The 26349-nt window shown below is 44.7% G+C and carries 29 protein-coding genes; 22 read left to right on the top strand and 7 right to left on the bottom strand.

Going from position 1 to position 26349, the window contains the following annotated elements; all coding sequences use genetic code 11:
* The first annotated feature begins 115 nt into the window (after positions 1-115).
* The 11 genes from BMY78_RS23995 (at position 116) to BMY78_RS23945 (ending at position 7534) form a co-directional block, all read left to right on the top strand.
* Positions 116-820, top strand: a complete 705-nt coding sequence (locus tag BMY78_RS23995) for a DNA alkylation repair protein (RefSeq protein ID WP_090903882.1) — start codon at positions 116-118, stop codon at positions 818-820.
* Between the two features lie 63 nt (positions 821-883).
* On the top strand, positions 884-1438 hold the full coding sequence (locus tag BMY78_RS23990) for a methylated-DNA--[protein]-cysteine S-methyltransferase (RefSeq protein WP_090903881.1): 555 nt from the start codon (positions 884-886) through the stop codon (positions 1436-1438).
* A gap of 580 nt (positions 1439-2018) precedes the next feature.
* The gene (locus tag BMY78_RS23985) at positions 2019-2720 is read left to right on the top strand and encodes a DUF1361 domain-containing protein (protein WP_143067079.1); all 702 of its coding nucleotides are present in this window, start codon (positions 2019-2021) and stop codon (positions 2718-2720) included.
* A 123-nt stretch (positions 2721-2843) separates the two neighbouring features.
* Positions 2844-4067 (top strand): amidohydrolase family protein, encoded by a 1224-nt coding sequence (locus BMY78_RS23980; protein WP_090903879.1) that lies wholly within the window; start codon positions 2844-2846, stop codon positions 4065-4067.
* A gap of 113 nt (positions 4068-4180) precedes the next feature.
* A complete protein-coding gene (locus BMY78_RS23975; RefSeq protein WP_090903878.1) occupies positions 4181-4585 on the top strand; it encodes a GNAT family N-acetyltransferase in 405 nt (134 codons plus the stop codon).
* 29 nt (positions 4586-4614) lie between these two features.
* Entirely contained in the window at positions 4615-5070 is a 456-nt protein-coding gene (locus BMY78_RS23970) for a GNAT family N-acetyltransferase (RefSeq protein WP_090903877.1), read from the top strand.
* 13 nt (positions 5071-5083) lie between these two features.
* The gene (locus tag BMY78_RS23965; RefSeq protein ID WP_177185857.1) at positions 5084-5512 is read left to right on the top strand and encodes a GNAT family N-acetyltransferase; all 429 of its coding nucleotides are present in this window, start codon (positions 5084-5086) and stop codon (positions 5510-5512) included.
* Between the two features lie 65 nt (positions 5513-5577).
* Positions 5578-5988, top strand: coding sequence for a DUF6157 family protein (locus BMY78_RS23960; protein WP_090903875.1), 411 nt, complete (start codon positions 5578-5580; stop codon positions 5986-5988).
* A gap of 64 nt (positions 5989-6052) precedes the next feature.
* The gene (locus BMY78_RS23955) at positions 6053-6544 is read left to right on the top strand and encodes a GNAT family N-acetyltransferase (RefSeq protein WP_090903874.1); all 492 of its coding nucleotides are present in this window, start codon (positions 6053-6055) and stop codon (positions 6542-6544) included.
* Positions 6545-6571: 27 nt separating this feature from the next.
* Positions 6572-7045 (top strand): NUDIX hydrolase, encoded by a 474-nt coding sequence (locus BMY78_RS23950; RefSeq protein ID WP_090903873.1) that lies wholly within the window; start codon positions 6572-6574, stop codon positions 7043-7045.
* A gap of 27 nt (positions 7046-7072) precedes the next feature.
* Complete coding sequence (locus BMY78_RS23945; RefSeq protein WP_090903872.1) at positions 7073-7534, top strand: DUF6896 domain-containing protein; 462 nt, start codon at positions 7073-7075, stop codon at positions 7532-7534.
* Between the two features lie 82 nt (positions 7535-7616).
* Here the strand turns inward: BMY78_RS23945 and BMY78_RS23940 are convergent, their stop codons facing one another.
* Positions 7617-8519: an ArsR/SmtB family transcription factor gene (locus BMY78_RS23940; RefSeq protein ID WP_090903871.1), complete on the bottom strand. Its 903-nt coding sequence runs from the start codon at positions 8517-8519 to the stop codon at positions 7617-7619.
* 177 nt (positions 8520-8696) lie between these two features.
* Here BMY78_RS23940 and BMY78_RS23935 point away from each other — a divergent pair, with 177 nt between their 5' ends.
* From BMY78_RS23935 to BMY78_RS23885, 10 genes are all read left to right on the top strand, one after another.
* Positions 8697-10187, top strand: coding sequence for a glycoside hydrolase family 43 protein (locus BMY78_RS23935; RefSeq protein ID WP_090903870.1), 1491 nt, complete (start codon positions 8697-8699; stop codon positions 10185-10187).
* Between the two features lie 183 nt (positions 10188-10370).
* On the top strand, positions 10371-10940 hold the full coding sequence (locus BMY78_RS23930; RefSeq protein WP_143067078.1) for a hypothetical protein: 570 nt from the start codon (positions 10371-10373) through the stop codon (positions 10938-10940).
* A 112-nt stretch (positions 10941-11052) separates the two neighbouring features.
* A complete protein-coding gene (locus BMY78_RS23925; protein ID WP_090903868.1) occupies positions 11053-11598 on the top strand; it encodes a GrpB family protein in 546 nt (181 codons plus the stop codon).
* A gap of 41 nt (positions 11599-11639) precedes the next feature.
* Positions 11640-12062 carry a hypothetical protein gene (locus BMY78_RS23920; RefSeq protein ID WP_090903867.1) on the top strand — a complete coding sequence of 141 codons (423 nt, stop codon included), beginning with the start codon at positions 11640-11642 and terminating at the stop codon, positions 12060-12062.
* A 45-nt stretch (positions 12063-12107) separates the two neighbouring features.
* Complete coding sequence (locus tag BMY78_RS23915; protein ID WP_090903866.1) at positions 12108-12635, top strand: cysteine hydrolase family protein; 528 nt, start codon at positions 12108-12110, stop codon at positions 12633-12635.
* Positions 12636-13008: 373 nt separating this feature from the next.
* On the top strand, positions 13009-13560 hold the full coding sequence (locus BMY78_RS23905; RefSeq protein WP_090903864.1) for a GNAT family N-acetyltransferase: 552 nt from the start codon (positions 13009-13011) through the stop codon (positions 13558-13560).
* Positions 13561-13764: 204 nt separating this feature from the next.
* Complete coding sequence (locus BMY78_RS23900) at positions 13765-14247, top strand: DinB family protein (protein ID WP_090903863.1); 483 nt, start codon at positions 13765-13767, stop codon at positions 14245-14247.
* A 57-nt stretch (positions 14248-14304) separates the two neighbouring features.
* A complete protein-coding gene (locus BMY78_RS23895; RefSeq protein WP_256222353.1) occupies positions 14305-15168 on the top strand; it encodes an aminoglycoside phosphotransferase family protein in 864 nt (287 codons plus the stop codon).
* A gap of 47 nt (positions 15169-15215) precedes the next feature.
* Entirely contained in the window at positions 15216-15569 is a 354-nt protein-coding gene (locus BMY78_RS23890) for a hypothetical protein (RefSeq protein WP_090903862.1), read from the top strand.
* 460 nt (positions 15570-16029) lie between these two features.
* Positions 16030-16578 (top strand): hypothetical protein, encoded by a 549-nt coding sequence (locus tag BMY78_RS23885; protein WP_090903861.1) that lies wholly within the window; start codon positions 16030-16032, stop codon positions 16576-16578.
* Between the two features lie 78 nt (positions 16579-16656).
* On the opposite strand, the gene sdaAA is transcribed toward BMY78_RS23885, so the two are convergent.
* The 4 genes from sdaAA to BMY78_RS23865 form a co-directional block, all read right to left on the bottom strand.
* Complete coding sequence (sdaAA, locus tag BMY78_RS23880) at positions 16657-17532, bottom strand: L-serine ammonia-lyase, iron-sulfur-dependent, subunit alpha (RefSeq protein ID WP_090903860.1); 876 nt, start codon at positions 17530-17532, stop codon at positions 16657-16659.
* A 66-nt stretch (positions 17533-17598) separates the two neighbouring features.
* Positions 17599-18267, bottom strand: coding sequence for an L-serine ammonia-lyase, iron-sulfur-dependent subunit beta (gene sdaAB, locus BMY78_RS23875; protein ID WP_090903859.1), 669 nt, complete (start codon positions 18265-18267; stop codon positions 17599-17601).
* A gap of 4 nt (positions 18268-18271) precedes the next feature.
* Positions 18272-19714, bottom strand: a complete 1443-nt coding sequence (locus tag BMY78_RS23870) for a M20 family metallopeptidase (protein WP_090903858.1) — start codon at positions 19712-19714, stop codon at positions 18272-18274.
* Between the two features lie 94 nt (positions 19715-19808).
* On the bottom strand, positions 19809-21056 hold the full coding sequence (locus BMY78_RS23865) for an MFS transporter (protein ID WP_256222352.1): 1248 nt from the start codon (positions 21054-21056) through the stop codon (positions 19809-19811).
* 143 nt (positions 21057-21199) lie between these two features.
* Between BMY78_RS23865 and BMY78_RS23860 the strand changes: the two genes are divergently transcribed.
* Positions 21200-23269: a helix-turn-helix domain-containing protein gene (locus BMY78_RS23860; RefSeq protein WP_090903857.1), complete on the top strand. Its 2070-nt coding sequence runs from the start codon at positions 21200-21202 to the stop codon at positions 23267-23269.
* 13 nt (positions 23270-23282) lie between these two features.
* Here BMY78_RS23860 and BMY78_RS23855 read toward each other — a convergent pair whose 3' ends face one another.
* Both BMY78_RS23855 and BMY78_RS23850 read right to left on the bottom strand, forming a co-directional pair.
* Positions 23283-24350: an ABC transporter substrate-binding protein gene (locus BMY78_RS23855; protein ID WP_177185855.1), complete on the bottom strand. Its 1068-nt coding sequence runs from the start codon at positions 24348-24350 to the stop codon at positions 23283-23285.
* A gap of 88 nt (positions 24351-24438) precedes the next feature.
* Positions 24439-26007: a helix-turn-helix domain-containing protein gene (locus tag BMY78_RS23850; protein WP_177185854.1), complete on the bottom strand. Its 1569-nt coding sequence runs from the start codon at positions 26005-26007 to the stop codon at positions 24439-24441.
* Between the last annotated feature and the right edge of the window lie 342 nt (positions 26008-26349).

The following is a 26349-nucleotide window of genomic DNA, read 5'->3' as shown; positions in this document are numbered from 1 at the left end:
AAACAGTGACCACCGGAAAAGGATATTGTAATCTTGCTAAAACATTCGATATGGGCTTACAAATGGATGCTGCCGGGATATACTTGATCTAGAAAACCCGATGAGGAGGAGACATGTGGAATCGGTTGTAAGAACACAATTGTTATCTCTGGTCGAACCGGAATATCAGAAATTCTCGGCTGCGCTCATTCCGAATATCACGAATCTGCTAGGTGTGAGACTGCCTGAAATACGCAAGATGGCGAAACAAATCGTCAAAGAGGACTGGCGTGCCTATCTGAAAACAGCTGATGATGATTATTTTGAAGAAGTGATGTTGCAAGCGATGGTTATCGGTCATGCCCAAGCGGATATTGAGGAACTTCTGCAGCATATTGCCTGGTTTGTTCCCAAAATAGATAACTGGTCGGTATGTGACAGCTTCTGCGGTGGTTTGAAATATACAAAGACACATCTGGATGAGGTATGGCATTTCTTGCAGCCCTATCTGGTATCCAACCAGGAGTATGACATTCGCTTCGGGGTTGTGATGCTGTTGAACTTTTATATGGAAGAAAAATATATCAGCAGAGTGCTTGCTTCATTAGATACCATTCATCACGAAGGGTACTATGTGAAAATGGCAGTGGCCTGGGCAATTTCCATCGCTTATGTGAAACAGCCAGCAGCCACGATGCGTTATTTGCAGGACAACACATTGGACGATTTTACGTATAATAAGGCTCTTCAGAAAATAACGGAGTCCTATCGTGTTGATCCGGAGACGAAGCAGATCATCCGCAGCATGAAACGAAAAGTGAAAAAAACGGTTCGTGTGTAGTATGTGTGCATAACGAAAAAAAGAAACCAGATAAAAACCTGCAGGGGAAAGGACGATAAACGTATGAGAAAGAGCATCATGTGGACCAAAATGGAATTAGACGGTCGTCCGTGGGTATTGCTTGCCACCGAAAAAGGGTTATGCCGGGTCATTATGCCCAATGAAACGCTGGAAGATTGGAGCAGCTGGATTGGACGAATTGCTCCTGGAGTGGAGCTCGAAGAGAACGAATCAGCGTTGAAGCAGACAGGCATGATGGATTGGCTGCAATCCTATTTTGCCGGAGACAAAGTGGCTTTTACAGATACAATCCCGCTCGATCTGATTGGAACGGCATTCCAACAGCAGGTATGGACAGAGTTGGGGAATGTTCCTTATGGTGAGACAAGAACCTATGGCGACATTGCGGCTGCGGTGGGAAGACCTTCAGCGGTGCGAGCTGTTGGGGCAGCCAATGGAGCCAACCCCGTTCCGGTACTGCTGCCGTGTCATCGCATAATCGGTGCCAACCGCAAGCTGACCGGTTTTCGCGGAGGACTGGAGATGAAGCGAAGACTGCTGGACATTGAACAGATCGAAGGCGTGACCAATGGCGGGCATGCGCGGTTTAATTTCTGATCATCATATTTTCATATAAAAAAGAAGCAGTGAACTATCGCTAAGTGCTTCGCTCGGTTCTCATATGTACAGGCACTCCCTAGTGCCTGTTTTTTTGCATTCTCTACGGTTAACGGTTAGAAGAAAGGATGCTGAACGGAACTATCGCGGAAGTTTTCTTTTCCTTCTGGGTCACAACCTGAGTCACGACGCTACCGAATCTCCTACACCTTATTGTGAGCAATAGCGTGATATGCAAAAGCTAACGAACGTCAGGCGCCTTATTCCATTAAAAACCAGCATATTGATGTGGTAAGACTCACAAAGCAAGGGAATAAGCTGTCTATGGTTCATTACGATGATTGATCCGTGGAATTTCGCTAAATAGGGTGTTCTGGATTCGTTAAAATAATAATGATTGTCTGAGAGCTGTCACTGTAAATGGCTTAAACGATCCTAAGATTTTCGTATATACCACATTTTGGGTTATGATGGACGTGGATTACTAGGAGACGTAGTCACGATTCGTTTATGAATCGATGATCAGGTGATCGGGATTACACACGCATACCACCAAGGAAAGGAAAATGGAAGCGAAGAAATGAACAATCATAAAAATACATTTTATTTAAAATTGAGTAGTGTTTTAATCGTTGCTACTATAGGCTGTCTGCTGGTTGCTGTCTACTTGCGTACCAAATCAAACACAAACATGTATCAATTTTTGACGTGGGATATGTTCTTGGCATGGGTTCCATTCATCATTTCATCAACGATTAGTTATGTAAGCAATAAGAAACTTTCAAAAACGAGTATCGCATTGGTCGGGGTGATGTGTGCAGGCTGGTTGTTCTTGCTACCGAATTCGGCATATCTTTTCACAGAAATTCTGCATGCATTCAGATACTTTGATTCTCAAGAGGAAACTAAATTCTGGGTTAATATTGATTTTTGGTATAGCCTCAGCCTAACGTTTGTCGTAGCTATACTGGGTTTAGTTCTGTCCATTTGCTCGATACATCAAATCCACAGATTGTTAACTAAACGATTAAACCCATTTAGCAGCATGGTAGTTGTAGGCGTTATTTTACTCCTGAGCAGTCTAGGAGTATACATCGGGAGATTTAATCGGTGGAATAGTTGGGATGTCTTGAAGCAGCCTGGACTCATTTTGAAGGATATCATGAATGATTTAAGTGCAGGCAACAGCATTCTGGTTGAGTTTGTGGCTTTGGTATTTGTGATTCAAGCTTTGGGATATATCACACTTCGTATACTAACGGGGAGGTCCAATAATATCTAAACGATAATCGTATGGAACACCAACGTTTTAACTATTTTTGCTGAATGAAGTCCTATGGTACCATTGACCACAGATGAATCGGTACTCGATGCACGATAGACCGAGTGGAAAGAGGGAGTGACCATGTTGAAGCAGGAATACTGGTTAACCAACGTATTATTGGAGCAAAGTTATGTAATGGAAGACGGGCAGGTAACGGGCACCCGGACAAGCCTTGGTCATCTGCGGATTGAAGATGGAGTCATTGCAGCTATTGTGGATGGGGATATGGAATTAACAAGCGAGTTGCCACAGGTTGATGGTAAAGGACTGCTGCTGTTGCCTTCGTTCGAGGAAGGACATATTCATTTGGATAAAACGTATTACGACGGACCATGGAAAGCGGTGCGACGCATCTCCAGCATTTTCGAACGGATCGAAGAAGAGGAAGTATTGCTGCCCAAGCTGTTACCCCATGCCAAACGTCAGGCGGAGAGCATTCTGAGCCTGATTCAAGGGTATGGGTCGACTCATGTGCGCAGTCATTGCAATATTGAACCGGTTAGCGGGTTGAAACGGCTGGAAGCGACGAAGCAGGCATTGGAGACATTTTCGGGCAAAATATCCGCTGAAATCGTCGCTTTCCCGCAGCATGGACTTCTCCGCTCTAAATCGGTTGAACTCATGCGTCAAGCCATGGCGGAAGGGGCCACTCATGTAGGTGGACTTGATCCTCACACTGTGGACGAGCATATCGAGAAATCGCTAAATGCAATGGTCGAACTGGCTGTTCAGTATCAGGCAGGCATCGATATTCATTTGCATGAATCCGGAGAACCGGGTAAACAAACATTGCTGCGGTTGGCTGATTTGACTGAAGAAGCGGGACTTCAGGGCAAAGTTACCGTAAGCCATGCGTTCTGGTTCGCCCGCGCGGAACAGCAGGAAACGGAAGATATGGCCAAACGAATGGCCTCCCTTGGTATGAGCGTTGCTTCGACCGTGCCTATCGGTAAAATGATGATGCCCCTTCCGATGCTCCATCGACATGGGGTGAACGTGAAGCTGGCGACAGATAGCTTGACGGATCATTGGTCTCCGTTTGGCAATGGAGATCAACTGGAGAAAGCGGGACGTTTCGCCGAACTGTACGGGTTTAACGATGAGCTGTCCTTGTCTCAGTCGCTTGCATTTGTCACAGGTGGGATGACAACGTTAGATTCTAAGGGACAACAGGTGTGGCCGAAGGTAGGGGACACGGCTAGCTTTATATTAGTTCACGCAAGTTGTTCTGCGGAAGCTGTTGCCAGAAGATCTGCACGACAGGCGGTATGGTACAGAGGGCAGTTGGTGAGCGGATCTTTGTAGGTCATAGGGAAATGGTACCGACATATGAAACCACGAATATTCGTGGTTTTTTGTGTTGCGTATTCCACATTTTGGGTTATGATGGACGTAGTTTAATGGGAGGAGCAATGACAATGAAAATTATACATGCTGATGAAACCGATTACAGTTATATTCTTGAACGAGATCGACATATCCATCCTTCGCTTGTGGAGACAAAGATCAAAGAGAACGAAATCCTGATGATATGGGAGCAAGAATCAAGAATTGGATGGATGAGGTACGGGTATTTTTGGGATAACATTCCTTTCATGAATATGATCTGGATCGACGAGCCCTATCGGAGTGGAGGGATTGGCAGAGCCGTCGTACAGCACTGGGAGCACCTGATGAAGCAAAAAGGGTTTGATACGGTAATGACTTCTACACAGTCAGATGAACATGCACAACACTTTTATAGAAAATTGGGGTATGTTGATGCAGGCTCTCTATTGCTGGAAACGCAGCCTTTGGAGATTATTTTGATCAAAAAAATCTAGTGATTTAATTCAAGGGGAAATATGTGAATATGAATGAAAAGCAAGTAACACTACAACGTATAACCAAGGAAAACAAATTAGCGTGCATTCAGCTTCAACCGCGCGAAGACCAACTAAATTTGGTAGCAAGCAATGCAGATTCCTTAATACATGCGACGAAGGAGATCACCTCGAAGCCATATGGAATTTTTGCAGAGGACCGTATGGTAGGCTTTATTTTATTTGATAATGAGATATATAATGATGGATATTATTGGATACTTCGATTCATGATTGATGAGAAATACCAGGGGAAAGGATACGCCAAACTGGCGATCAAGGAAGTCATTCATAAGTTAAAAGAGAGAACCGATTGCAAGCAAATCAGGGTATCTCATGTGCCGCACAACAAGGTGGCAAACGCTTTATATAAGAAATCCGGGTTTCAGGAGACGGGTGAATTCGAGGAAAATGGTGACATCATATTAAGTTATTATATAAGTTGAGGAGTGGAACCTGATGATCAGAGAGGCCGAAGCAAGGGATGTCGAGGTTATTGAAAGGTTGTACAAAGAATTATTACCGAACAACCTGAATACGAAGGTACTGGCAGAGCGGATAGAAGAAGTAAGGAATAATCCCAACAGTTTCTTATTTGTTTACGAAGTCGGTGATCAGGTTATTGGGACTGCGCATTTACATATTTGTCTGGATGCCTTGGTGGAAAATAGACCGTTTGGCGTGGTGGAGCGAGTTATCATTACGGGGCATGTGCAGAGCAAGGGATATGGATCTGAACTTATGAAGTATATAGAGGATGTATGCATACAGAAAAATTGTATAAAAGTGTTTCTAACCAGCGGTTCATCCAGATACGAGGCACATGGCTTTTACACGAAGTTAGGATATGATGGGGAATCCAGCAAGGCTTTTAAGAAATATTTATAAAACAGCTCAAGCTTGATCGTATATTCGTATCCTTTAATTTTCTGAATTGATGGGAGGATATATAGATGAAAGACATGAACTATTATGAAACTTTTATTGCAGTAGCAGAAGATTGTCCTGTTAAAGTGGCAGAGATCCCCAAAGCCAAAAACGGCGGCAAAACCGTTCCAGTTATACAGTATGAAATGATAACAAACCATCCTTATCAATATACGCAAGAGGATGTCATGTTTGAAGTATTCGCGCAGCGCAATGATATTCCAGATGAACAAAGATCCATAGAGAGAACCAAGTTTTTCTCTAAGGGACAACCCTGTCTTCGCACTTCTTCGTTGGGTAAACGTTACGGTTGGGGCATTCATCATAATTCACAAGGAAAAGTGGCGATCTACGCCGTTGAATCCGAAGCATATAAAGAGTTCTTAAACGATAGTAGTTTAAAACATGTAAAGGCGATGCGTTCGAGCCGTCAATAGCTCTATTTGTTGGAGCACCAATGCTAAGCAGTCAGAATTTAAAAGAGAACTATAGGGAGGCAGTATGATAGTAGACCTCACTCCAGTAACATTGGCAGAGAAAAGTATGTTATCGAATCTGTATCAACTGTACCATTATGATTTCAGCGAATATACAAGCGAGGATATCAATCAAGAAGGTAAATACGATGTGAATATTGACTTCATTTGGGAAGGGGATAAAAGGTGGAGGCCATATTTCATTATGATTTCTGGCACTATAGCCGGCTTTGTGATTGTACTACTTGAAAATTTAGATACCGATCCAGATCCTACACATGTAATCTATGACTTTATGATCCTGAAGAAGTTTAGAAGAAGTGGGGTTGGATATGCTGCTGCGATGCAGATATTTGAGTTATACAAAGCCAATTGGGCACTTGCTCAGATGGAGAGTAATACTCCTGCAATAGCGTTCTGGCAAAAGGTGTTAAAAGATTATACAAATGATCATTATACGGAAACATTCAGAGACGATGCCAGAAAGTATATTCAGACATTTAGTACGAAGGAATAAAAACAAACATAGGTTAAGGAGAAAAAAATGAATATTCGTTCTGTCTCACTAGCTATTTTGAGGAAAGAAGACCGCATTTTGGTTCAGGAAATTAACTTCCCGGATATTTCAACTACTTTCTACAGGCCTATTGGTGGAACGATAGAGTTCGGTGAGAACAGTAAGAAAACTCTGATCAGGGAGCTCAAAGAAGAGTTGGATCAAGAGATCGAAGAGCCTCGATTAATTTCCGTTATTGAAAATATTTTTGGAATAGAAGATGAATTAGGTCATGAAATTGATTTTATCTATGAAGCATCATTTATAGATAAATCTCAATATAATCAGGAAGAATTTGTTGGATTAGAAGGTTCTATTCGCTATAAGGCATGTTGGAAACCGATCACTTATTTTTCAACAACAATGGATGATGTAAAGCTGGTACCTGATGGATTGCTGGATTTGTTATTGGAAAAAGAACTGGAAAATGGGTCTATGGTAAGGCATATAAGAACCAAGTAAGGGTGAGAAGAAGGCAGGAGGCAAGAGATGCACGCTTTAACCAAAGAAATAACAGATACATTATTGGAAGCGATGGACACGTACAAAAGAATTGCACAAGAACTGATCGACAAATTGATCTCGGAAACCAGCCAGGCTGAAAAGGAAGAGATCATCAATGGAGCGTACTACTTGCTATCCAATGAAGAAGTAGTAAACGGTGAAGAATATTTGAGTGGAAAATGGCATTTCGATGTTCATGGAGAGCATTGCATGTTCGAGAATGCAGAAACAGGGCAAACGTTGGAGGTTTCCCTCGGCAGTATAGATGATGTGGGTAACATGGACCCTTATTTTTTTTATAACTATTTGAAATCCACTGCAAATTATGAACACCTGATTGCCTATTTCGAAAATCCCTTTGGGGATATGTTGGATTTTTTTGAAAGGTTGGCAGCCCAGAACGTGTTGATTCATGTTCATGGTGTTGAATATAGAAAGCTTCTTTAACTGCGTACAGCAGTATCCCGTTCATTCAAGGGAATGCGTTTGAAGAGAAGAACGGGATTAATCGTTACTACATAAAGAAAGATTAGCGTTGTACGCGTATGACAATATCTTGGTCATGATTGCCGAACCCGGAACCATAGAGTGTTAATCCCCCGACGTTAGTCCCCTCCTCGTCAACCGTGAAACGAAGTGTCCAGCAGGGTTGCTCCAGTTGGGTATCCTCAATCTTCACGTCTGACATCCACTCTCCATCCATATACGTACCCGAGCTATCAACACGAATTGTCTTTAATAATCCATATTGATTCACATTACGATGCCACCATGTTGGCGTATATTTGCCTCGAGCAGCTCTTCCGAAGTCAGCTGGGCTTGTCCACGTTCCTAGCGAAATACCGTTAAACGTAAATCGGATATCGGATGGCCAATGATCTCTTAAACCCGGGGCTTCAGAAGCCAGTTCCACTGAAATCTCAATGGCGCTAGCAGTCTCATCAGGAAGCATATAGTTAGGCGTTTTGTATTCGACATAACCTCTTCCGAACCAGAGGATGGCAGCGTGAACCCGCTCAGGATCAAGAAAGTAGCGTGGGTCGTCCCAGACTCCAATTTCTTTCTCGTGCGTCCCAAGACCACAGGTAGGATGAACTTCAAATGCAGTATAGTGCCCCACTGAAATGGTCTGTTCTCTAATTCTTGCTGTCCGACTGGCGGAGGGCAGTTCGATCTCGATGTTATTTTGTTTGAGGAAACATAATTTGTGCGTGCCTCCATTCAGGCGTATCCTACGGCTATCGATCAGTCCAGCTTGCTCAAGCTTTCGTATGTGCATCGTGACGATGGAGGGGCTAAGTTCTAACGCAGCCGCAATATCCTTCACATTCATTTCGCTATCTGCAATCATATCCATGATTCTCCATCTAACCTCGCTTGCCAGCGCTTCGTATAACGGTATGAATTTTGGATCTCCGTTCGCTTTGATCATCCTTAACCATCTCCTAACCCGATCTATTGAAATCATATATATATTAATTTAACGAAATTAACTTGACCCTTCAACTCTAACGCATTGAAAGAATGATTGCGATAGTGTTTAATTTTCTTATCTGCTTATGAAGTTGGATTCTTAAATATGTGAATTAGAGAAAAAGAGGTGCCTCAAATGAAATACAATAATCCGGTCATTAAAGGGTTTTATCCAGATCCAAGCATCTGCAAGGTGGATGACACTTATTATCTGGTGTGCAGTTCCTTTCAATACTTTCCGGGGGTTCCGCTTTTTGAAAGCAAAGATTTATTGAACTGGACGCAAATTGGCCATTGTTTAACCCGAAAAAGCCAGATTGATTTGGAGACGGTAAGCAGCTCCGGTGGAGTCTTCGCCCCTACAATTCGATACAATAACGGGCGATTCTATATGACCACGACGAACGACACGACGCGTCAGAATTTCTATATATGGACTGATGATATATACGGGGAGTGGTCAGAACCGATTATGGTGGATCAAGGGGGAATCGATCCGGATTTGTATTTTGAAGACGGTAAGGCCTTCTTTATGAGCAACGGAACCGACGATGAAGGAATTGGGGGAATCATTCAGTGTGAAATTGACATTGAAACAGGTCACAAAAAGACCCCAAGTCGCTCAGTATGGCAAGGATCAGGCGGACGTTATCTGGAAAGCCCACATTTGTATAAAATGAATGGTTACTATTACCTCATGGCATCTGAAGGCGGAACCGAATACGGTCATATGGTCACATATGCGAGGGGAGATTCTCCTTCCGGTCCTTTCGAGCCTTATGCCAAGAATCCTGTTCTGACCAACCGTAATCTAGGTGGTTATGAACTGCAGGGGGTTGGCCATGGCGACCTGATTCAGGACGAGGCAGGCAACTGGTGGATTTTCCATTTGGGATTCCGTCAGAGTGGACAGTGGCTAACCTATCATCATCTGGGCCGGGAAGTATTCCTTACGCCAGTTACCTTTGACGAGGAAGGCTGGTTTACGGCAGGACATAAAGGTACAACGCTTATGAGTTTTGACACTGATCGTATTTCCGACATAGTCATTCAACAAGAGAAGAAAAGCTATACGTTTGAGAACACGGATTGGAATCTGGACTGGTGTTTTCTTCGTCATCCCAATACAGAAAATTATTTGTTAGAGCAAGGCAACATAAAGTTAAAAGGAACCGAAGTGACATTGGATGTTCCAGCATCCCCGACATTCATTGGGCTACGTCAAAAAGACTTTGACGCGACTATCTCTGTTGACGTTAGGCTTACGAATGGCGAGGCAGGCATCACCATCTACATGGATGAACAGCACCATTATGACTTGGCCATTCGCAAAGAACAGGGCGTGTATAAGGTAATTGAGCGTCTGAATATTGGGGATATCAAATCAGTCGAAAATGAAGTGGAATTGGGAAATGATCACCAGGCCACATTAATGATACAGGCAAGCCATGAGCGCTACAGCTTCCTGATTCATGCGGATGGCAAGGACAACCTCCTAGGGACAGCGCAGACGAAATACCTTTCCTCAGAAGTTGCCGGGGGATTTACAGGGGTGCTAATTGGTCTATACGCGAGTGGCGAAGGTTCTGTGGCTGAGTTTTCTAAATTTAAGTGTGATTATCTTTGAAAAGGTAAGGGGAGGGACTTTTGTTCCTTCTCTTTTTTTACTTGCGTTAATATATAGAATAGGAAAGGTATTAGTTGTAAAAAGAGAAGCGTAATGATAGCGATGTGGGTCTTGCCTAAATATAATCAAAGAATCTTCGATAGACTCGCACATCGTTATGATATCAGGAAGAGGTGTTTAAACGTGATAATAAAATATGAAATGCCTGAATCATTAGTAGACATCGTCCGAATAGATAAGGAACTACGTGAACGACATGATAGAACCTTACAGGATTATGTGGGTTTTTATATTTGTTTTAATAATGATGATGATAGGTACTACTGTACCCCAGATGATGCCATCGTATTTGGAAAAACAGGGGTAGATGGTGATCACTTTGCTTTTTTAACGTTTAACGGATCAATTAGCGATCTGGAAAAAGCTCCTATTATTTTTATTCAGCCAATGGCATCGGGTAATCAAGTAACTTTAGTAGCCAGAAATCTCAAGGATTTTTTAGCTGTATTCATTAATCTCAAGGAAATTTATGTTTTGGAACGATTTCGATTTTATAAGAACAAATTAGATTTTATTAATGACTATAATGATAACTACTTAAAAGATATAAGGTTGAGAGAGAATGATAGTAATTTTATCAATGATCTATTAAGGAGGAATGTCAAAGGTATAGTAAATATTGATGATGTATACGAATACATTACTGAGTTAAAGAAACAAATAAAACTAGAAATATATGATGATGATTTTTAGTTTTCGGATGACAGGTGTAGTCTAGTGGATTTAATAATTTAAATTGCGACAAAAGTATTGAAAGACTTGTTGTTCCTTATATAGCTGGATTAGATAATTAAGGGAGGACTGCATGGAAGATCAATGGAGAATTGCAACGTATGATCCTTCTTGGAGGCACATGTTCCTTGATACCGGGATAAAATTAAGAGAGGCGTTGGGTGAAAAGGTTGTGCGGATTGACCATGTTGGATCAACTTCCGTCTTCGGCATGGATGCCAAGCCAATCATAGATATACAAATTTCCGTATCTGATTATGATGGTTTGCTTAACTACAAAAACGAAATTGAAGCGGTCGGTTTCATATTCAGAGAAGAAAATTCGGATAAAACCAAGCGATATTTTCGTGAAGTACCCGGAAGCAGGAGAACACATATACACGTAAGGAAAGCTGGGAGTTTCTCTGAGCAGATGAACTTGCTTTTTAGAGATTATTTGAGGGAACATCCAGCGGATCGATTGAAATATGCGGAAGAGAAGCACAGGCTTATGGCATTATACAAGGACCAGCGGCCAAAATACGTGGAAGGCAAAGGACCGATGGTGTGGAGCATATTAGAGAAAGCTCATCTATGGTCCCAAGAAATCGGGTGGCAACCGGGAGAATCTGACGCATAGGAACATTCATTGTATATGGATAACCTTACGGGAGTGGTGAGATGAACATTGGAAGAAAGCTGCTGACGACCGTTCTAACCATCATTAGTTTTACTTTAATTGCAAGTATAATATCCATGAATCAATCTTACAGCTTTGATTTTTATATTCTTGTTTATCTTGTATATGCGACTCCCCTGATCACATTGATCGGGCTACCGTTATCCTTATTGGTGGATTATCTGTTGAGCAGATCTCGTTTCGGAAATTATGTCATTTATCTAAGTTTGAGAATACTGGGTTACGCATGTGCTGGAGTCTTAGGTATGTATATCTATTATTTGCTCATGGGCGCGGGAGAAGAAATTATAAATTTTAAAGAGTCGATAGTATTGACCTTATTTGGCGTTCTAGCTGCTATACTATTTGTGTTGATCGATCTGGGATTGGAAGGTTTGTTAACGGTGCGAAAACGCAAGACGTAGTCATACAATTGCTGATTTAATATTATTTTTCAGGAGGAATATAAGATGCCAACCCACTGTGCAATTCTTGTTATCGATGTTCAGGTAGCCATGTTCGATGAATCAGATCCCGTATATCAGGGGGACGTATTGCTTCAGAAAATACAACACGTCATTTCCAAGGCTCGGGGAAAAGGTCACTCCGTTATCTACATTCAGCATAGTGAAGGAGCAGGCAGTCCCCTTGAGCGTGGAACGGCAGGTTGGGCGATTCATCCGTCCATTGCGCCAATCACGGGTGACCTTGTTATTGAAAAGCAAACACCGGATTCGTTTCACGAAACAGATCTTAATCTGAAATTGCAAGAAAACGGAGTGACGGATCTTATTCTGACTGGCATGCAGACGGAGATATGCGTGGATACGACTTGTCGTAGAGCAAGTAGCCTTGGCTATGCACTAACCTTGGTTCGTGATGCTCACAGCACATGGAATTCCAACATTCTTCAGGCTGAACAGATTATAGAACATCACAATTCGGTTCTGAGCATGTTTGCGAATGTGGTGGATACCGAAAATATACTGAATGGATGAGATGAATTGACGTTTAATAAAAGAATATTTAATCTTTCGGCTTGGATTGCCGTGTTAGCTGTGATCTGTATTCCAGGAACAGCCTATACGGAGGGGACTTTACGAACAGAGTATGGTTTTCCTTTGCGGTTCTTTACTGATTATCATTATAAGAAACCGGATGATACAATCTGGTTTCTTTCCACTATAAATGTGAATGCTCTTCTTTATCTGTTTAATGTCCTGTTTATATACGCTGGAATTCACGTTTTACTCTATGTAAAGAAGAGGATGACGAAGCCAAAAGAGTAGGGAGCTGCGACAATCGCGGCTCTTTTATTTTTACCATATCATGGGTTATGATAGAAGGCACGAAGAGATTGGGGATGATAATATGAAACAGATTCCAACGGCATGGAATTCAGAGCGACTTTTCATTTCCGATTTGAAAGAAGCTGAGATTTTCGATATCCAATCCATTGTTGATACGAGTAACTATGTACAGGAATGGGACGGACGAGATCATGAGCCGGATTATGTGAGAACGTGCTTTGAAGAAGGCAATCTGCCTCCTGGGGGAAAGCTGGAGAACTACCGAATTCAGACTATTCGTACGAATGAGGAAAACAAAAGTATAGGTGTGTTGAGCCTGTACCATGGCTACCCCATGGAGGATTCGGTTTATCTCGAATTTTTGTATATCCATAGTGAAATCCAGAAGCAGGGTTATGGACAAGAAATGATGCAAGCGTTAAACCGATTGTTTTCCGAGCTTGGTTATAAGGAAATCAGAATCAATGTGGCGCTCAAAAATTGGCCTGCATTACGATTTTGGACCAAATCGGGATTTGATCAGATTAGCGGAATTTACGGAGACCGTGAACATTCGGACAATACTTTTGCCAAAATGGGACTGATCAAAACATTTAAAAAGCATGATGTATAAATTGAACTAAACATTTACACGAGAACGTAGAGGACAGAAATAACCTGAAAAAGCGGAGCGTTCGCCTTTATCCCCGGATTTTACCCTTTGAAAAAGGAATTTCAAAAAATCTGGGGATAACAGCGATTGGAAGGTTGTTCTGTCAACGGAGTGGCAAGTGTAAATATCTTTAGTTCAATTTATATAGAAAAGGAGAATGGTTAAATGGAATCTTTCTTTCGTTATAACTGGATCGTGCGTGAGCAATGGTTTCAGTGGTGTGAGGATGTACCGCTGGAAGAGCTGCTTCGGCCTCGAACAGGTGGAGTAGGCAATATATTGCAAACGTTTTTTCATATCATTGATGTAGAGTGGAGCTGGCTCCAAGTATTGCAGGGCAAACCGGATGGTATGGAGGATTTTGATAACTATAAAACACTGGAAGCCGTACGACAATTCGATCGCAAGATGCGACCTGATGTGGAAGCATTTGTTCTATCCTGGGATCCTAGCATGGAAAAGAGACCTTACATCGATCCCGAATTGGATAGCTCCGTCGCCGAGGAATCGTGGGGAGAAGTGATGCGTCACGTGATTGCTCATGAGATTCACCATATGGGGCAATTATCGGTATGGTCCAGAGAACTGGACAAGAAGCCCGTGTCTGCGAATTTCATTGGTAAAGGACTTATTACACCTGACAACTAGAGTGAAAAGGAGACAGAAAGATCCAAATTCTAATTTCACAGAGAAGGGTTGGGCAAAATGAGGTTAACGCTGGAAAGTATCCGCTGGGTCGAGTTGAGCGAAGAAATTCGCTGCCTGCTTGAAAAACCATACAAGATGCTTCCCCTCTCACCAGGCTTGGAAGCGGACGTTGTGAAGATAGAATGCGTTGATCACTCTTATGTGTTAAAGATATGGAACAAGGACTCCAAACCCAATATTTGCAACCAGTATGAACTATTATCTCAACTATACGAGAGTGGAATACAAGTCTCCCAACCCTACGGTTGGGGCGTGGATGTGAATTCTAATCAAGTCCTGTTGACAAGTTATGACGGGGAGCCTATAGCCAAGTTAAGCAAAATCAAGCTGGAGCAATTGGCTCAAAAGTTAATTCAGGTCCATGGTTATGATGTAAAGGATACAGGTAACGCGGCTGCAAATTACATACCACAATATGATTTCGTTGGATATTTTTTTCCCTCCATTGAACTGCATGAGGATATGCATCAGATTCTGACGACCCTTCTTCAACGGACTGAGTTGAGGCAAGATCATTTGATCCATGGTGATTATAACCTGGGAAATGTTCTGGAGGCAGGTGATCAATATACGATCATCGATTGGACAAATGGGCAGCGCGGTGATCCGAGGTACGATATGGCGTGGTCCATTTTTTTGATGACTGTTTATACAGGGGAACGAAACGGTAAGATGTACAGTGCTCTATTCAAGAGTCTGACAGAATACACACCAGACGATGCGGAGATTTTTGAAGCGATGGCTTGTTTGCGCTGGATTCTATTAAAGCGAGTGTCTAATGTTCCTATGGGCCCGGGTGTGATGCAGCGGATCAAAAAGATTATTGGCAATAATTCATATTTAAATGATGAACTGCTGTAGTTGTCCTAAACTCTCCTTCGTTGCATACCTATGTATAGAGGAGCGTGATGGGTATGGAACAGAAGGTGCAAACCTATTTTGAATTAAAAAAGCAGCAAAAAGAAATTGAACAGCGTCTATCTGTGTTACGAGATGAGATTGTCGGGTATTGTGAGGAGCAGGGCGTCTATGAGACGCAAGTTGGTGGATACGCCGTGAAAACGGTGCTTCAGCACCGCAAGGAATATGATGATCAGAAGCTGTACGCATCTCTTCCTGATCCAGACATCTGGCGACTGCTATCCAAGGTGGACAGTCATAAGCTGAAAAGCCTGATCAAACTGAACATACTGACTGAGGAGCAGATTAGTCCAGCTTGTACGGTGAAGCCAGTAACATTATTACAGGTGGACAAGTTGTAACCGGACAATTTCATAGGTACATGAAGCAAAAGCTGGCTTTTTGTGTTCGATCAGCAGTTACAGCCGAAGGAGCCTTCTGGACTATCATTAAGGAGTAGCAATCATAATTTCTTTCATTCGCACATATATCCAACGCTCCCCCAGGAGCGAATTGAATCGGTCACGAGGTGGCCGGTTTTTTTTGTTAGGCAATATGTAGTACAAATTCCAGTCGAGAGTTTTGAAACATCTGTAAGCATAGGCCTGATTCAGTGCCGGAATAAAGAACAAACGGAATACTTTGAAAAAGTTATGCGAGTAGTTTATATGTTATAATTTGTAATTAATTCATGTGCCATCTTTGATAGGGAGGGGAGAAAATGAAGACTTTCCCATCCCTGTCCATATTCAATGGAATGAAGTTCAGGAAGAGACTGTATATCTTCAAGAGTTGTAGACCGATAAATTGAGGAGATGGGCCATGAAGAAAAAAATCATTTCGATCGTGCTTGCCATCTGGGTATTGATGATTGTGATCAGTGTGGTTCTTTTGTTTCTGCCCAGAACGATCCATCTTGATGGTGTGGCTGTAAAATATCGGCTGGGAGAAGACAACAGGGAACCGGAGCAAAAGGTTCATATCAACATGGATGGCAAGCGTTATCTAACGACCTCGGGTGATTACATATTCAGAGGAACTATTGATATTGAAGGTGAGTCTTTCCCTGTACCCGAAGATCAAAAGGGGCTCGAAATTCGTTTTCATAAAGGATACGGATTGATGGAATACATCATTGATGAAAATGAGAAAACGGATATCTTCGTGTACGGAACACTATTCGTAGATCGTGCATTCACCAAACTCACCATCGCCATTTCGGAGGAGGATTCAAGCGGAGAGCAGCGCAGTAGAAGCTGGAGCTCCGAAGATGGGCTTATGCTCTCCATGCCCGCAACGAATCGTTCCGAAGCTATTCAGCTCTCTAATGAACTGATGGAAACCTATCTCGGGGGCTATACATTAAAATGAGAAATTATAAACATAAACAGGCATGCATTTACCTTGAGGGCCTTCCTTCTACCTCCATGTAAACCACATGCCTGTTTTTTATTTATGCTGCAAATCTCTAGTAATTTTGCGTCCTGTCGGGGTCTGGGCGAGACCGCCACCTGCCGTTTCTCGTAAGGATTCCGGCATCGCCGATCCAACTTCCAGCATGACTTGAACGACTTCATCCGAAGGAATAATACTGCGGACTCCCGCAAGAGCCATATCTGCTGCTCCCAGAGCGGTAATTGCGCCGAAGCCGTTGCGAACGATACATGGAATCTCAACCAATCCTGCTACCGGGTCACAGATCAGGCCAAGCGTATTTTTCAGGGCTAACCCCACGGCATGAATCGCCTGGGAAGGGGAGCCACCCCGAATATCTACCAGCGCACCGGCTGCCATGCCGATCGCAGATCCCACTTCGGCCTGACACCCCCCTTCCGCACCGGAGATAAATGAATTGTTGGCTATGACATAACCGATCGCTCCGGATGCAAACAAACCATAGACCATCTGCTCATCTGTCCAGCCAAAACGTTCCTGACTGCTGATGAATACGCCGGGGATAATACCGCAGGAGCCTGCTGTCGGCGTAGCTATGATCCGCCCCATCGAAGCATTTACCTCCGACACTGCCAGCGCGTAACTCATGGATAGGCTGGCATGATCACCAAGCAAGGACTGTCCATCCGAACGGTATGTCATTAACTTCCGGGCATCGCCTCCGGTGAGTCCGCTTTTGGATGTCGTATCGGTGTGCAGCCCCTGATGGACGGCGCTTTTCATAATAGTATAGTATTCCTGCATCTGCTCGAACACGACGCCCATATCTTCGCCCGACTCCTGACACTGTTCCTCCAGCATAAGCTGGCCGAGGGAAAGCTCGCGGCTCTCTGCCAATTCGGCAAGTTGTTTTAACGTTCGGAAGTTCATCGATGTGTGCTCCTTTTATTAAAATTCAGTACAGACGAATTCGTACTTGGTTATCTGTAACTGAAGCTACAGACAGAGCAGGTTAACCTCCTGTACTTCAGGGATGGACTCAATCCCCTTGATCACGGCAGGATCTATTCTGCCATCACACTCCATTACCATCATCGCTTCGCCGCGCCGGTTTTTTCGATCAACCGACATATGACCAATATTGATGTGATTGTCCACCAGTAATCTTGTGACGACTGCAATTACACCCGGCTCGTCGCTGTGACGAATGATGAGTGTGGGATAGAGGGCAGTCAGCTTCAGGTTGTACCCGTTGATGCGCACAATCTCAATATTTCCTCCACCAATGGAGGTACCCACGATATCCAATGTGCGTTCTCCTGCGGCATTAGTCAGAACAAGCTCGGCTGTGTTCGGATGTGGATACAGACCTTTACCCGGACGAATGATGATTTCCATCCCAGCGGTTTCTGCGTGAGCGAATGCTTCAGGCAATCCGGGATCATCGGTGTCCATATCGAGAAGGCCGCCAACAATCGCGGTGTCTGTTCCATGTCCTTTATAGGTAGCGGCAAAGGAACCGAACATGATAATCTCCGCATGGGAGGGACATTCTCCGAATAATTGTCGCGCCGTGCGTCCGATGCGAGCTGCTCCTGCGGTGTGGGAGCTTGAAGGTCCAACCATGGCTGGACCGATAATGGAAAAAACGTCTTTGAACCTCACCTGCTCATTCTCCTCGCTGCGGAGGATGTACATCTGTCGGAACAAGACAGTCGTAGACTTCACCACCGAGTCTGTCCTGCAACTCCTGTTTCGCCTCTTTCACGATCTCCGGGTGAAGAATGGATTCGATGGCCGTAGCTGCCATTGCTTTCGCCGCTAGAAGCATACCTTTATGTGCATAAGTGCTCTTACCTTGAGCTACGGTCTGCCAGGCGTGTAGCGGCGTGCCAAAGGCCATCGTGGACGTGATGCACTGCGCAGTCGGTACATTCCAGCTTACATCCGCTACATCTGTTGAGCCACCCATGAATGTCTCCTTTTCATCTGAATAGGGAGCGATAAAGTTAGGCAGTGGCCGCTCAGCCAGAAGAGGGGCAAGCTCAGGTCCCACCATTGCTCCGGCTTCCTGCTGATTTTGCAGGGGCAGCGTGTCATAGATGGCTTTGGCATAGCTGTATTCTTTCTCTTCATATTCGGGTGCGCCGCAGGCAACGAGATGCCGATGCATTACTTTCTCAAGCGTACTATTCGGAATCAGATTGGCGCATGCCCCTTCATATTTAAAGTCCATTGCTGTTTCTGTCATCAGGGCGGCCCCTTCGGCCACTTTCACCAGACGTTCAAACAAACTGCGGACCTGTGCAGTTTTGGGAGCACGAACAAGATAGGTGACCTCCGCTTCAGCCTGAACGACATTAGGGGCAAAACCGCCTGAATTGGTAATCGCGTAATGGATTCTCGCCTGATCAATCATGTGCTCCCGCATATAATTTGAACCAATGTTCATCAGTTCCACAGCATCAAGAGCACTTCGTCCCAGATGAGGAGCCGCGGCGGCATGAGCACTAATGCCTTTGAAGGTGAACGTTCCGTGAATGACGGCATTGGAGCTTCCGTGCATCACTGCATTCAAGGAATGAGGGTGCCACGAGAGTGCTGCATCCACATCTTTGAAATAACCTTCGCGAGCCAGATACGTTTTGCCATATCCGCTTTCCTCTGCAGGACAACCGTAAAAACGAATCGTTCCTTGTGTCTCCGGGTGCTCAACCAGATAATCCTTGACCGCCACCGCCGCAGCCAAAGCACCAATCCCGAGCAGATTGTGCCCGCAGCCATGACCATTTCCGCGGGGCTGAACCGGATGATAGGTACTGATTCCAGCTTCCTGGCTAAGGTCGGCCAGTGCATCATATTCACCTAATAGAGCAATAACAGGCAGGCCTGTACCATAGGAGGCGATAAATCCAGTCTCTAGACCGGCTACCCCACGCTCAATCGTGAAACCTTCGGATTCCAATAGCTCCATAAGCAGTTCTGCCGATTGAAACTCATCGAAACGTGTCTCTGCGAATTCCCAGATACGATCACTGGCATCGGTAAACAGTGCACTTTTTCCTTCAATAACATTGGATATATATTGGGTTAAATTTAGGGTTGTAGTCATAAGAATGGGCACCTCTTTTTTGTATAGTTGTTGTGTTGTTGATATAAGCGACAGACGATTGACGAAGCGACATTATAGCGCTATACCCGTATCTCTAAACGGCTGTGGCCTGCACCTCTGGCGTGGTATCTTGATCCGAATTAGTACGACGGGAGAACATCAGGGTGATGGAACAGATCAAGGCAAAGCCAATCAGCATGATGAAGGCTGTAGCATAAGATCCTCCGGAAGCCTGAACCAGAAATCCGATCAACATGGGGGTCAGAAAACCTGCAAGCTGAGCACCTGTGTTAATGAATCCATTGGCGGTAGCGACCACGGATTCGGGCATCGTTTTGAGCGACTTCGAAATGATCAGTGTGGAGATGAATCCAGCCATAACTGTGACGATGGTCATGTACGTAATGAAGGTTGTAATCGTACCGGAATGACTCATGAGATAAAGGAACACCGCAACCAGTACACCGAATACGGAAGCAATGATGCGATCTTTGCCTGCCGGAATTCGGTCAAGCACGTATCCACTGAGGAGCATGGTGAAAATGCTGACCAAAGCCGGAATGGCGGCGAGCACGCCCATCTGCGTCATATCCAGGCCTCTGACATTGACCATATAGGTCGGCATCCAGGATTGAAGTCCCCAGTTCACCGCATAGATACTGAAATAGCTGATGAACAGATTCCAGATCATGGGCGTTTTTAGGACGGCTTTTAGCGACATTTTAGGTTGTTGGCCTGAGGTTCCATCCGCAAGCTTGGATTTGACAGCAGGCTCTTTTAACAGGAAGAACATCAGAGCTGTAATGAAAATGCCCACAGCACCAATGATATAGAACAAGTTTCGCCAGCCAATAGAGACAAGCGCGGGCCCGGTAACAAGTGGAGTGACTACGCCCATAATGGCTCCGGATGCCAGCATGATGGACATGGCTCCACTCCTTTGATTGACGGGAAAGTTGGTCGCGATGGCTTTGGAGCCGGATGGAAAGAAGCTGCCTTCGCCAATACCAAAGAGAAAACGTACAAAGATGAGAGAGAACAAGGACCAGGCGGAGCCGGTCAGAATGGTGAACACAGACCAGGAGAACAGGGAGACGAGAATGACTTTCCGATAGCCAAAACGGTCAGCAAGTGCTCCGCCTGGAATTTGCATGATGGCATACCCGAGAAAAAAGCTACTAAGGATGACCCCTTGTGCAGAAGCGCTCAGCCCCAGGTCTTGCGTAATACCAACGATGGCATAGTTAATCACGAAACGATCCAGATTGCCGAGGCACCAGCCAAGAAACAAGAGAACGAGAACAATGTACTTGAAGTGTTTGCTTTGCATGATTTTGGACATTGTGTTACCTTCTTTCTCATTGATTGTCATATAAAATTCTTTGTTGGTTTAAAGTTACAGGATGAAGGGTTTCAACACAATGTATATCTCTGTATAATTATCCGTATGATGATGTGAAAACCTACATTGACTTGGGGGCGGCAATGTTGAATGGAATCTTACATGAAATTTTGCGAGAACGTTTGGGAGACTGCGATTATGAGGTATGGAGCAGCAGTAATTGGGCGGATTGGGTTCTGATTGAGGTAGTGGGTAGCAGGGAAAGTACACCGCCAAGATTCACTGAAATCCTGCCACTTCAACATCCTAAGGTAGATCAAGAATCAAAAGACGGTATGTTAGTTTTTCTTCCATATAACAACAATATATGTGTGGCTATTCGCTTGTTTAAGAGTTGGGAATATTCTGCGGAAGATTTAGTTACACTGTCGTCTCTGTTATACCCGTACTATTCGGAGGCTGTGGCGAGCAAGCATGAACGAGCATTGAATGAAATTATGAACAGCATTCGGGATGTGACTCAACTGCTCGATTTGAATGAGTTGCTGGGCCGGATTCTTGTAAGTGCTCTATCGGTTATTCCTTATGAATGCATTGGTGTTCTATGGAGATATGATCCTGCGATCGATGCGTTAACGGTCAAGGCCAGAGCAGGGGAGATGGGCGAGGGTATGCTGAGAATGAAGCTGAAGCCGGGTGAAGGGATTATCGGGAGCACGTTCAAACGAGGTACACCCAAGCTCTACAACAGTCTTTCCAACGTGGAAGACGACTTTGGTAACATGACATTGGAGAATAAATATCATCTGAATTCAGCGTACGATTTTCAAAATATAGGTTCGATCATCTCAGTCCCCATCAAGGTGGAAGGTCAGCCGGATTGTGTTCTCATCGTATATCAAAAAGGGAAAGTACCTATATTCACCGAGTCGGATGTAAGGCTCCTGCAAAGCTTTGCCGATCAGGTTTCGATCGCGATTACGAATGCCAAGCTGTACGAGAGCCTGAGCAGACAAAATGAGACACTTATCAAGCGGGACGAAATCCATTCCTCACTCATGCGCCTGTCACTGCAAAATAAGGGAGCCGTCTCCATCGTAAGTGAATTGACTCGTGTCATTGGCGTGGCGCTTACCTTTGTGGATTTTATTGACAATGAATGGACCCCGAAACGGGGCAAGGTTATCCATGGCTGGAGTGTTGAAAAGCTGCGCAGCTTGTACGAATCGTTGCAGCACCCGGACTATCTAACATGGATCAAGGGTGAGGACGAGCAGGCCCATCAATATTTATATCCAATCGCTTCGGCCAATCAATGTCTCGGTTATCTCATCATTCAGATGAATACTTTACTGGAACCTTTGCAACTCGTCGCACTGGAACAGGGGAGCTCCATACTGGCACTTGAATTGATGCGCAAGCAGTCGTTAGCCGAGTTTTATTTCAAGAAAACCCAGCAGTTGTTCAACGACTTGAGACTTAGTCAGGCTTCAGAGGATTATTGGAATAAATCTGGAGAGATCGGGATAGGTCCTTCAACATCCATTGTCGTGGGTTTGATGGAGTTCGCGGATCAGGTCAATCCTTCGACGCTTAGTGTGTTATCTGTTCAACTGATTTCGTACTTGAGGGAGAAAATGCCCACGGGAACGCTGCCTATTGCCTTTGGCAACGAGAGAAGGGTTACCGTGCTGCTTATGATAAATGAATCGAACAAGCCGGGCATGCTGGAACAACAGCTGAGCTCTTTTTTACCTGGTTGGGAGAGTCGAAACCACGTAAAACTGTTTGGAGGATTAAGTTCTGTAAGGTCTGGAGTGGATGCAATTAATACGGGCTATCAGGAAGCGGATAAGGCACTTGCGTATCAGAAGACCAGGGGAGAAAAGGGTATGATCCGTTATACAGACATCGGCGTAAATCGTCTGTTTATTCGGCAATCTGCTGAGGATCTGAGTGCTTTTATCGCGGAGGTATTTGAGCCGCTGAGGCCTGCCAAAGGGCAGGCCGGCGGACTTGAGGAAACACTGATGACGTACATGGCTTGCGGAGGATCGGCAGTTCAGGCTGCAACCGCCCTTCATATTCACATCAATACACTATATCAGCGGATTCATAAAATCGAAGAGATTCTAGGCATGTCCCTGAATAACCAGGAGCATATGCTCCATTTGCAGCTGGCTTGTTATCTCCGACAGACCTATCGTACTTAAAAGTAAAATAAAATTAGTTTCCAAGCAAAGCTTGTTCTACTTCATCCAGAACCTGACCGTAGGCAATCGGTCCAAATCCAGCTACCCAGACCGTGTTGTCCACCAGGTAAACCTGGTTTCTCTTCACAGCCTTCAAGCCTTTCCAGACCGCATTGTCACGCAGCTTGGTGAGCGCTTGTTCGTTATCTGCTTCACTGCCGGAGATGATCATGAAAATACGATCCGGATTCAGTTCGGGCAGCAATTCGAGCGACACATTTTCAATAACTTCATTCATTACGATGCCTGCTTTGGCAAGATCAGGTGCATGGAGTCCGGCGATATCGTACAGCAGGTTCGGAGAATAGAAGGCATCGGGTGATTTGTCACTTGGGGCAAATACCTGAATCTGCTTATCAGTCAAACGAAAAATCAGAATGGTATCATCTGCGGCATCGCTGGCAGCAACCTTGGTGCCCAGATCCTTCGCCTTTTGATACAGCTGACTCACGATTTCGTCTGCCTCTTTTTCTTTGCCTAATACTTTGGCTGTGTCCTTGAACCATTCAAGCGAATTGCTGAAGTAACTGCTCATATAGACCGGTCCAATGGCACTGATCGCGTCGTATTCATCAACAAGTACCTCATTGGACAGAATGAGATCCGGCTCTGTGTCCAGAAGTGCTTCCTTGTTGAATTCATTGACAGAACCAAGCGGTACGACGCCTTCGAGCTTGTCCTTCAGATAGGCAGGCATCTCCTGACCGACTTGGGTCACCATGGCATATGGTTTCATGCCCAATGCCACGAGGTGATCGGCATACGCATAGGTCAAGCCAGCGATCCGCTTGGGTTCAGCAGGAATATCAACAGGACCTTTAATACCTTCAACGGTGCGTGTCACCGTACTGGTTGCTTCACTATCCGACGATGGAGTACTACTGCTGCTCTCTGTAGACTCACTGGCTGCGGAAGTGGATTCTCCCGTAGAGGTCTGTTCGGCCTTGGCGCACCCGGCGACCAGAATAAGCAGCAGCATTAGTAGGATGCCTGCCTTCAAATGGGGTTTAAATCCTCGTTGGTTACTTCGATCTGTATTCATTATGTGCATGTTCCCCTTTACTGATTATCATTCTCAATTACTAGTATAGGAGAGAAGATTCCGTGCGTCGAGGCACAAAAGGAACCATTCACATGCATGATTGTGACCGAAGGCGCGCGGGAATTTCCCGTAATAACAGATCATGCGAGAAGGCATTATAGCTGCCGAGTACATAATTCATCTGATCCAAATAAACCCGCCCCCTCTTCACCGCTTCTCGCCCTTTCCACCAGGGTGAGTTCAACCATCTCTGCCGCTCGGCCTCACTGACCGAAGGGTGGAACACCAGCATGATGTAATCGGCGTCCAGATCGTCCATCTTCCAATCCTCAGCAATATAATGGCTCTGCTGTTCATGGATCAGGGAGGGAGTGCACAATTGCAGATCCTGATACAGGACCGCACCCATATGGCGGTAGCCGGCCACAAAACAATCCTGACTTCGAACGAGTAATGACACGATGGAAGCAGAACCGATCTGCTGACGAAGATGGGCTGCAGCCTGATGGGATTTCTCATCATATTCATCCAGCCAGCTGTAAGCTTGTTGATTTTGTCCGGTAGCCTCGGCAATCTCAAGAAACTGACTGCGCCAGTCCTGGGATTGAAAAGCAATCGTCCGTGTAGGCGCTATCTGGTGCAGCTGCTGAACATGTGTATCGTGTGTATATTCACTGGTCAGAATCAGATCCGGTTCAGCCCGGAACAGTGTAGTTGAATCGGGCGCTTCACCTTCATAGGCCTTCATAAAAAGGGTATCATCCAGCAATGAGGTTACCGCTTTGAAAGAAGGACCCGTTGCGGCGCAAGGCTCAAGTCCCAGTGCCAGCAGATGCCCTGTATATTGATTATTCAGAGCGGCCACCCTGAACTGACGTGGATTCGAATGAATATAGACGGTGGGCGAGAGGCCCACGGTTTTTTTGAATATGCGACTGAAGTATAACGGGTTGTTATAACCCACTTGGGCGGCTACATCCTGTATGGAGCTTTGTTGCCTTGTGAGTAGCCGTTTGGCGTGATGCATTCGAATGTCGGTCAGATATTCCTGCGGACTTTTACCCACGTTTTTCTTGAAAAAACGGGAGTAGTACCCCTCGGAGAAACCTGCCCGTTCAGCAAGCTGTTGGCGAGTAATCTGCGTCGGATAGTTCTGCTCCATGTAACGCAGCGCGTCCAGTACAAGACTGGCCGAGTCATAATCGGAGGTGGCTTCAAGCCGCTCTCCTACATCTGCGACCCATTGCAGAAATTGTCCTTGGATACGAATCCGCTGCCAATGATTATGGTCCTGCCAGAGAATATGCAGCTCTTTTATTAACTCGCGTTCATGGGATTGGAGAATACCCACACGGTTATGCTCAAAAAGGGGAGGCAGAACAAGAGTCTCTTCGGCCTCCTCTACATGCGAGATTTGCCCCTCGATCTCCAACGCGATAATGCGTAATGGATCTGCGGAAGTCTGCCGCATCTGCAGCTGCCTGCCATCCTGGAGAAAAATAAAATATCCTGCCTTAAGATCGCGATGCTGACGATTCACAGTCAGACAGATCTCTCCATCCTCCAGCAGCAACAATAGTTGTCCTTCGGTATGAGTGAACGGGTTGCCGTTAGAGGGCAGCCTGGTGTGGTGCTCAATGGATGTAAGATTGTACATTGGCATATCCCTCTCTATGTAGCCGATTGGAGTGTGTGTTTAAAGGCATTGGAGTCAAAGCCTATGTATTATCTTATCATTCTAGCGAGTAACAGAAATGCTATCAATCATCTTCGATGTTCCCTTCGTTATTCTTCCATCCTCTTTCATGATCCAGCATGCGATGATAACTGTTTAATAGCGTTTACATTGAAATTCGAAGTGAAACACCGAAATTAAATGGATTATCCTCCTATAACGATTGATCTGCCGTTGATTATGTATGCCAAATGTGGGTCCGATTTTATAAGCTTATTTTGTAGGCCACACCCTTTTGGACTATACCAAATTAAAGGATAAAGG

Origin of the sequence: Paenibacillus sp. OK076 (assembly GCF_900110055.1) — a bacterium.
Lineage (GTDB): Bacteria > Bacillota > Bacilli > Paenibacillales > Paenibacillaceae > Paenibacillus.
This window is presented reverse-complemented; position numbering and strand designations above follow the sequence as displayed.

Coding starts and splice junctions, on each gene's coding strand:
- BMY78_RS23990 (WP_090903881.1), top strand. CDS start 884: ATGAGAAAGAGCATCATGTGGACCAAAATGGAATTAGACGGTCGTCCG.
- BMY78_RS23985 (WP_143067079.1), top strand. CDS start 2,019: ATGAACAATCATAAAAATACATTTTATTTAAAATTGAGTAGTGTTTTA.
- BMY78_RS23980 (WP_090903879.1), top strand. CDS start 2,844: ATGTTGAAGCAGGAATACTGGTTAACCAACGTATTATTGGAGCAAAGT.
- BMY78_RS23975 (WP_090903878.1), top strand. CDS start 4,181: ATGAAAATTATACATGCTGATGAAACCGATTACAGTTATATTCTTGAA.
- BMY78_RS23970 (WP_090903877.1), top strand. CDS start 4,615: ATGAATGAAAAGCAAGTAACACTACAACGTATAACCAAGGAAAACAAA.
- BMY78_RS23965 (WP_177185857.1), top strand. CDS start 5,084: ATGATCAGAGAGGCCGAAGCAAGGGATGTCGAGGTTATTGAAAGGTTG.
- BMY78_RS23960 (WP_090903875.1), top strand. CDS start 5,578: ATGAAAGACATGAACTATTATGAAACTTTTATTGCAGTAGCAGAAGAT.
- BMY78_RS23955 (WP_090903874.1), top strand. CDS start 6,053: ATGATAGTAGACCTCACTCCAGTAACATTGGCAGAGAAAAGTATGTTA.
- BMY78_RS23950 (WP_090903873.1), top strand. CDS start 6,572: ATGAATATTCGTTCTGTCTCACTAGCTATTTTGAGGAAAGAAGACCGC.
- BMY78_RS23945 (WP_090903872.1), top strand. CDS start 7,073: ATGCACGCTTTAACCAAAGAAATAACAGATACATTATTGGAAGCGATG.
- BMY78_RS23940 (WP_090903871.1), bottom strand. CDS start 8,519: ATGATCAAAGCGAACGGAGATCCAAAATTCATACCGTTATACGAAGCG.
- BMY78_RS23935 (WP_090903870.1), top strand. CDS start 8,697: ATGAAATACAATAATCCGGTCATTAAAGGGTTTTATCCAGATCCAAGC.
- BMY78_RS23925 (WP_090903868.1), top strand. CDS start 11,053: ATGGAAGATCAATGGAGAATTGCAACGTATGATCCTTCTTGGAGGCAC.
- BMY78_RS23920 (WP_090903867.1), top strand. CDS start 11,640: ATGAACATTGGAAGAAAGCTGCTGACGACCGTTCTAACCATCATTAGT.
- BMY78_RS23915 (WP_090903866.1), top strand. CDS start 12,108: ATGCCAACCCACTGTGCAATTCTTGTTATCGATGTTCAGGTAGCCATG.
- BMY78_RS23905 (WP_090903864.1), top strand. CDS start 13,009: ATGAAACAGATTCCAACGGCATGGAATTCAGAGCGACTTTTCATTTCC.
- BMY78_RS23900 (WP_090903863.1), top strand. CDS start 13,765: ATGGAATCTTTCTTTCGTTATAACTGGATCGTGCGTGAGCAATGGTTT.
- BMY78_RS23895 (WP_256222353.1), top strand. CDS start 14,305: ATGAGGTTAACGCTGGAAAGTATCCGCTGGGTCGAGTTGAGCGAAGAA.
- BMY78_RS23890 (WP_090903862.1), top strand. CDS start 15,216: ATGGGTATGGAACAGAAGGTGCAAACCTATTTTGAATTAAAAAAGCAG.
- BMY78_RS23885 (WP_090903861.1), top strand. CDS start 16,030: ATGAAGAAAAAAATCATTTCGATCGTGCTTGCCATCTGGGTATTGATG.
- sdaAA (WP_090903860.1), bottom strand. CDS start 17,532: ATGAACTTCCGAACGTTAAAACAACTTGCCGAATTGGCAGAGAGCCGC.
- BMY78_RS23870 (WP_090903858.1), bottom strand. CDS start 19,714: ATGACTACAACCCTAAATTTAACCCAATATATATCCAATGTTATTGAA.
- BMY78_RS23865 (WP_256222352.1), bottom strand. CDS start 21,056: ATGTCCAAAATCATGCAAAGCAAACACTTCAAGTACATTGTTCTCGTT.
- BMY78_RS23860 (WP_090903857.1), top strand. CDS start 21,200: ATGTTGAATGGAATCTTACATGAAATTTTGCGAGAACGTTTGGGAGAC.
- BMY78_RS23855 (WP_177185855.1), bottom strand. CDS start 24,350: ATGAATACAGATCGAAGTAACCAACGAGGATTTAAACCCCATTTGAAG.
- BMY78_RS23850 (WP_177185854.1), bottom strand. CDS start 26,007: ATGTACAATCTTACATCCATTGAGCACCACACCAGGCTGCCCTCTAAC.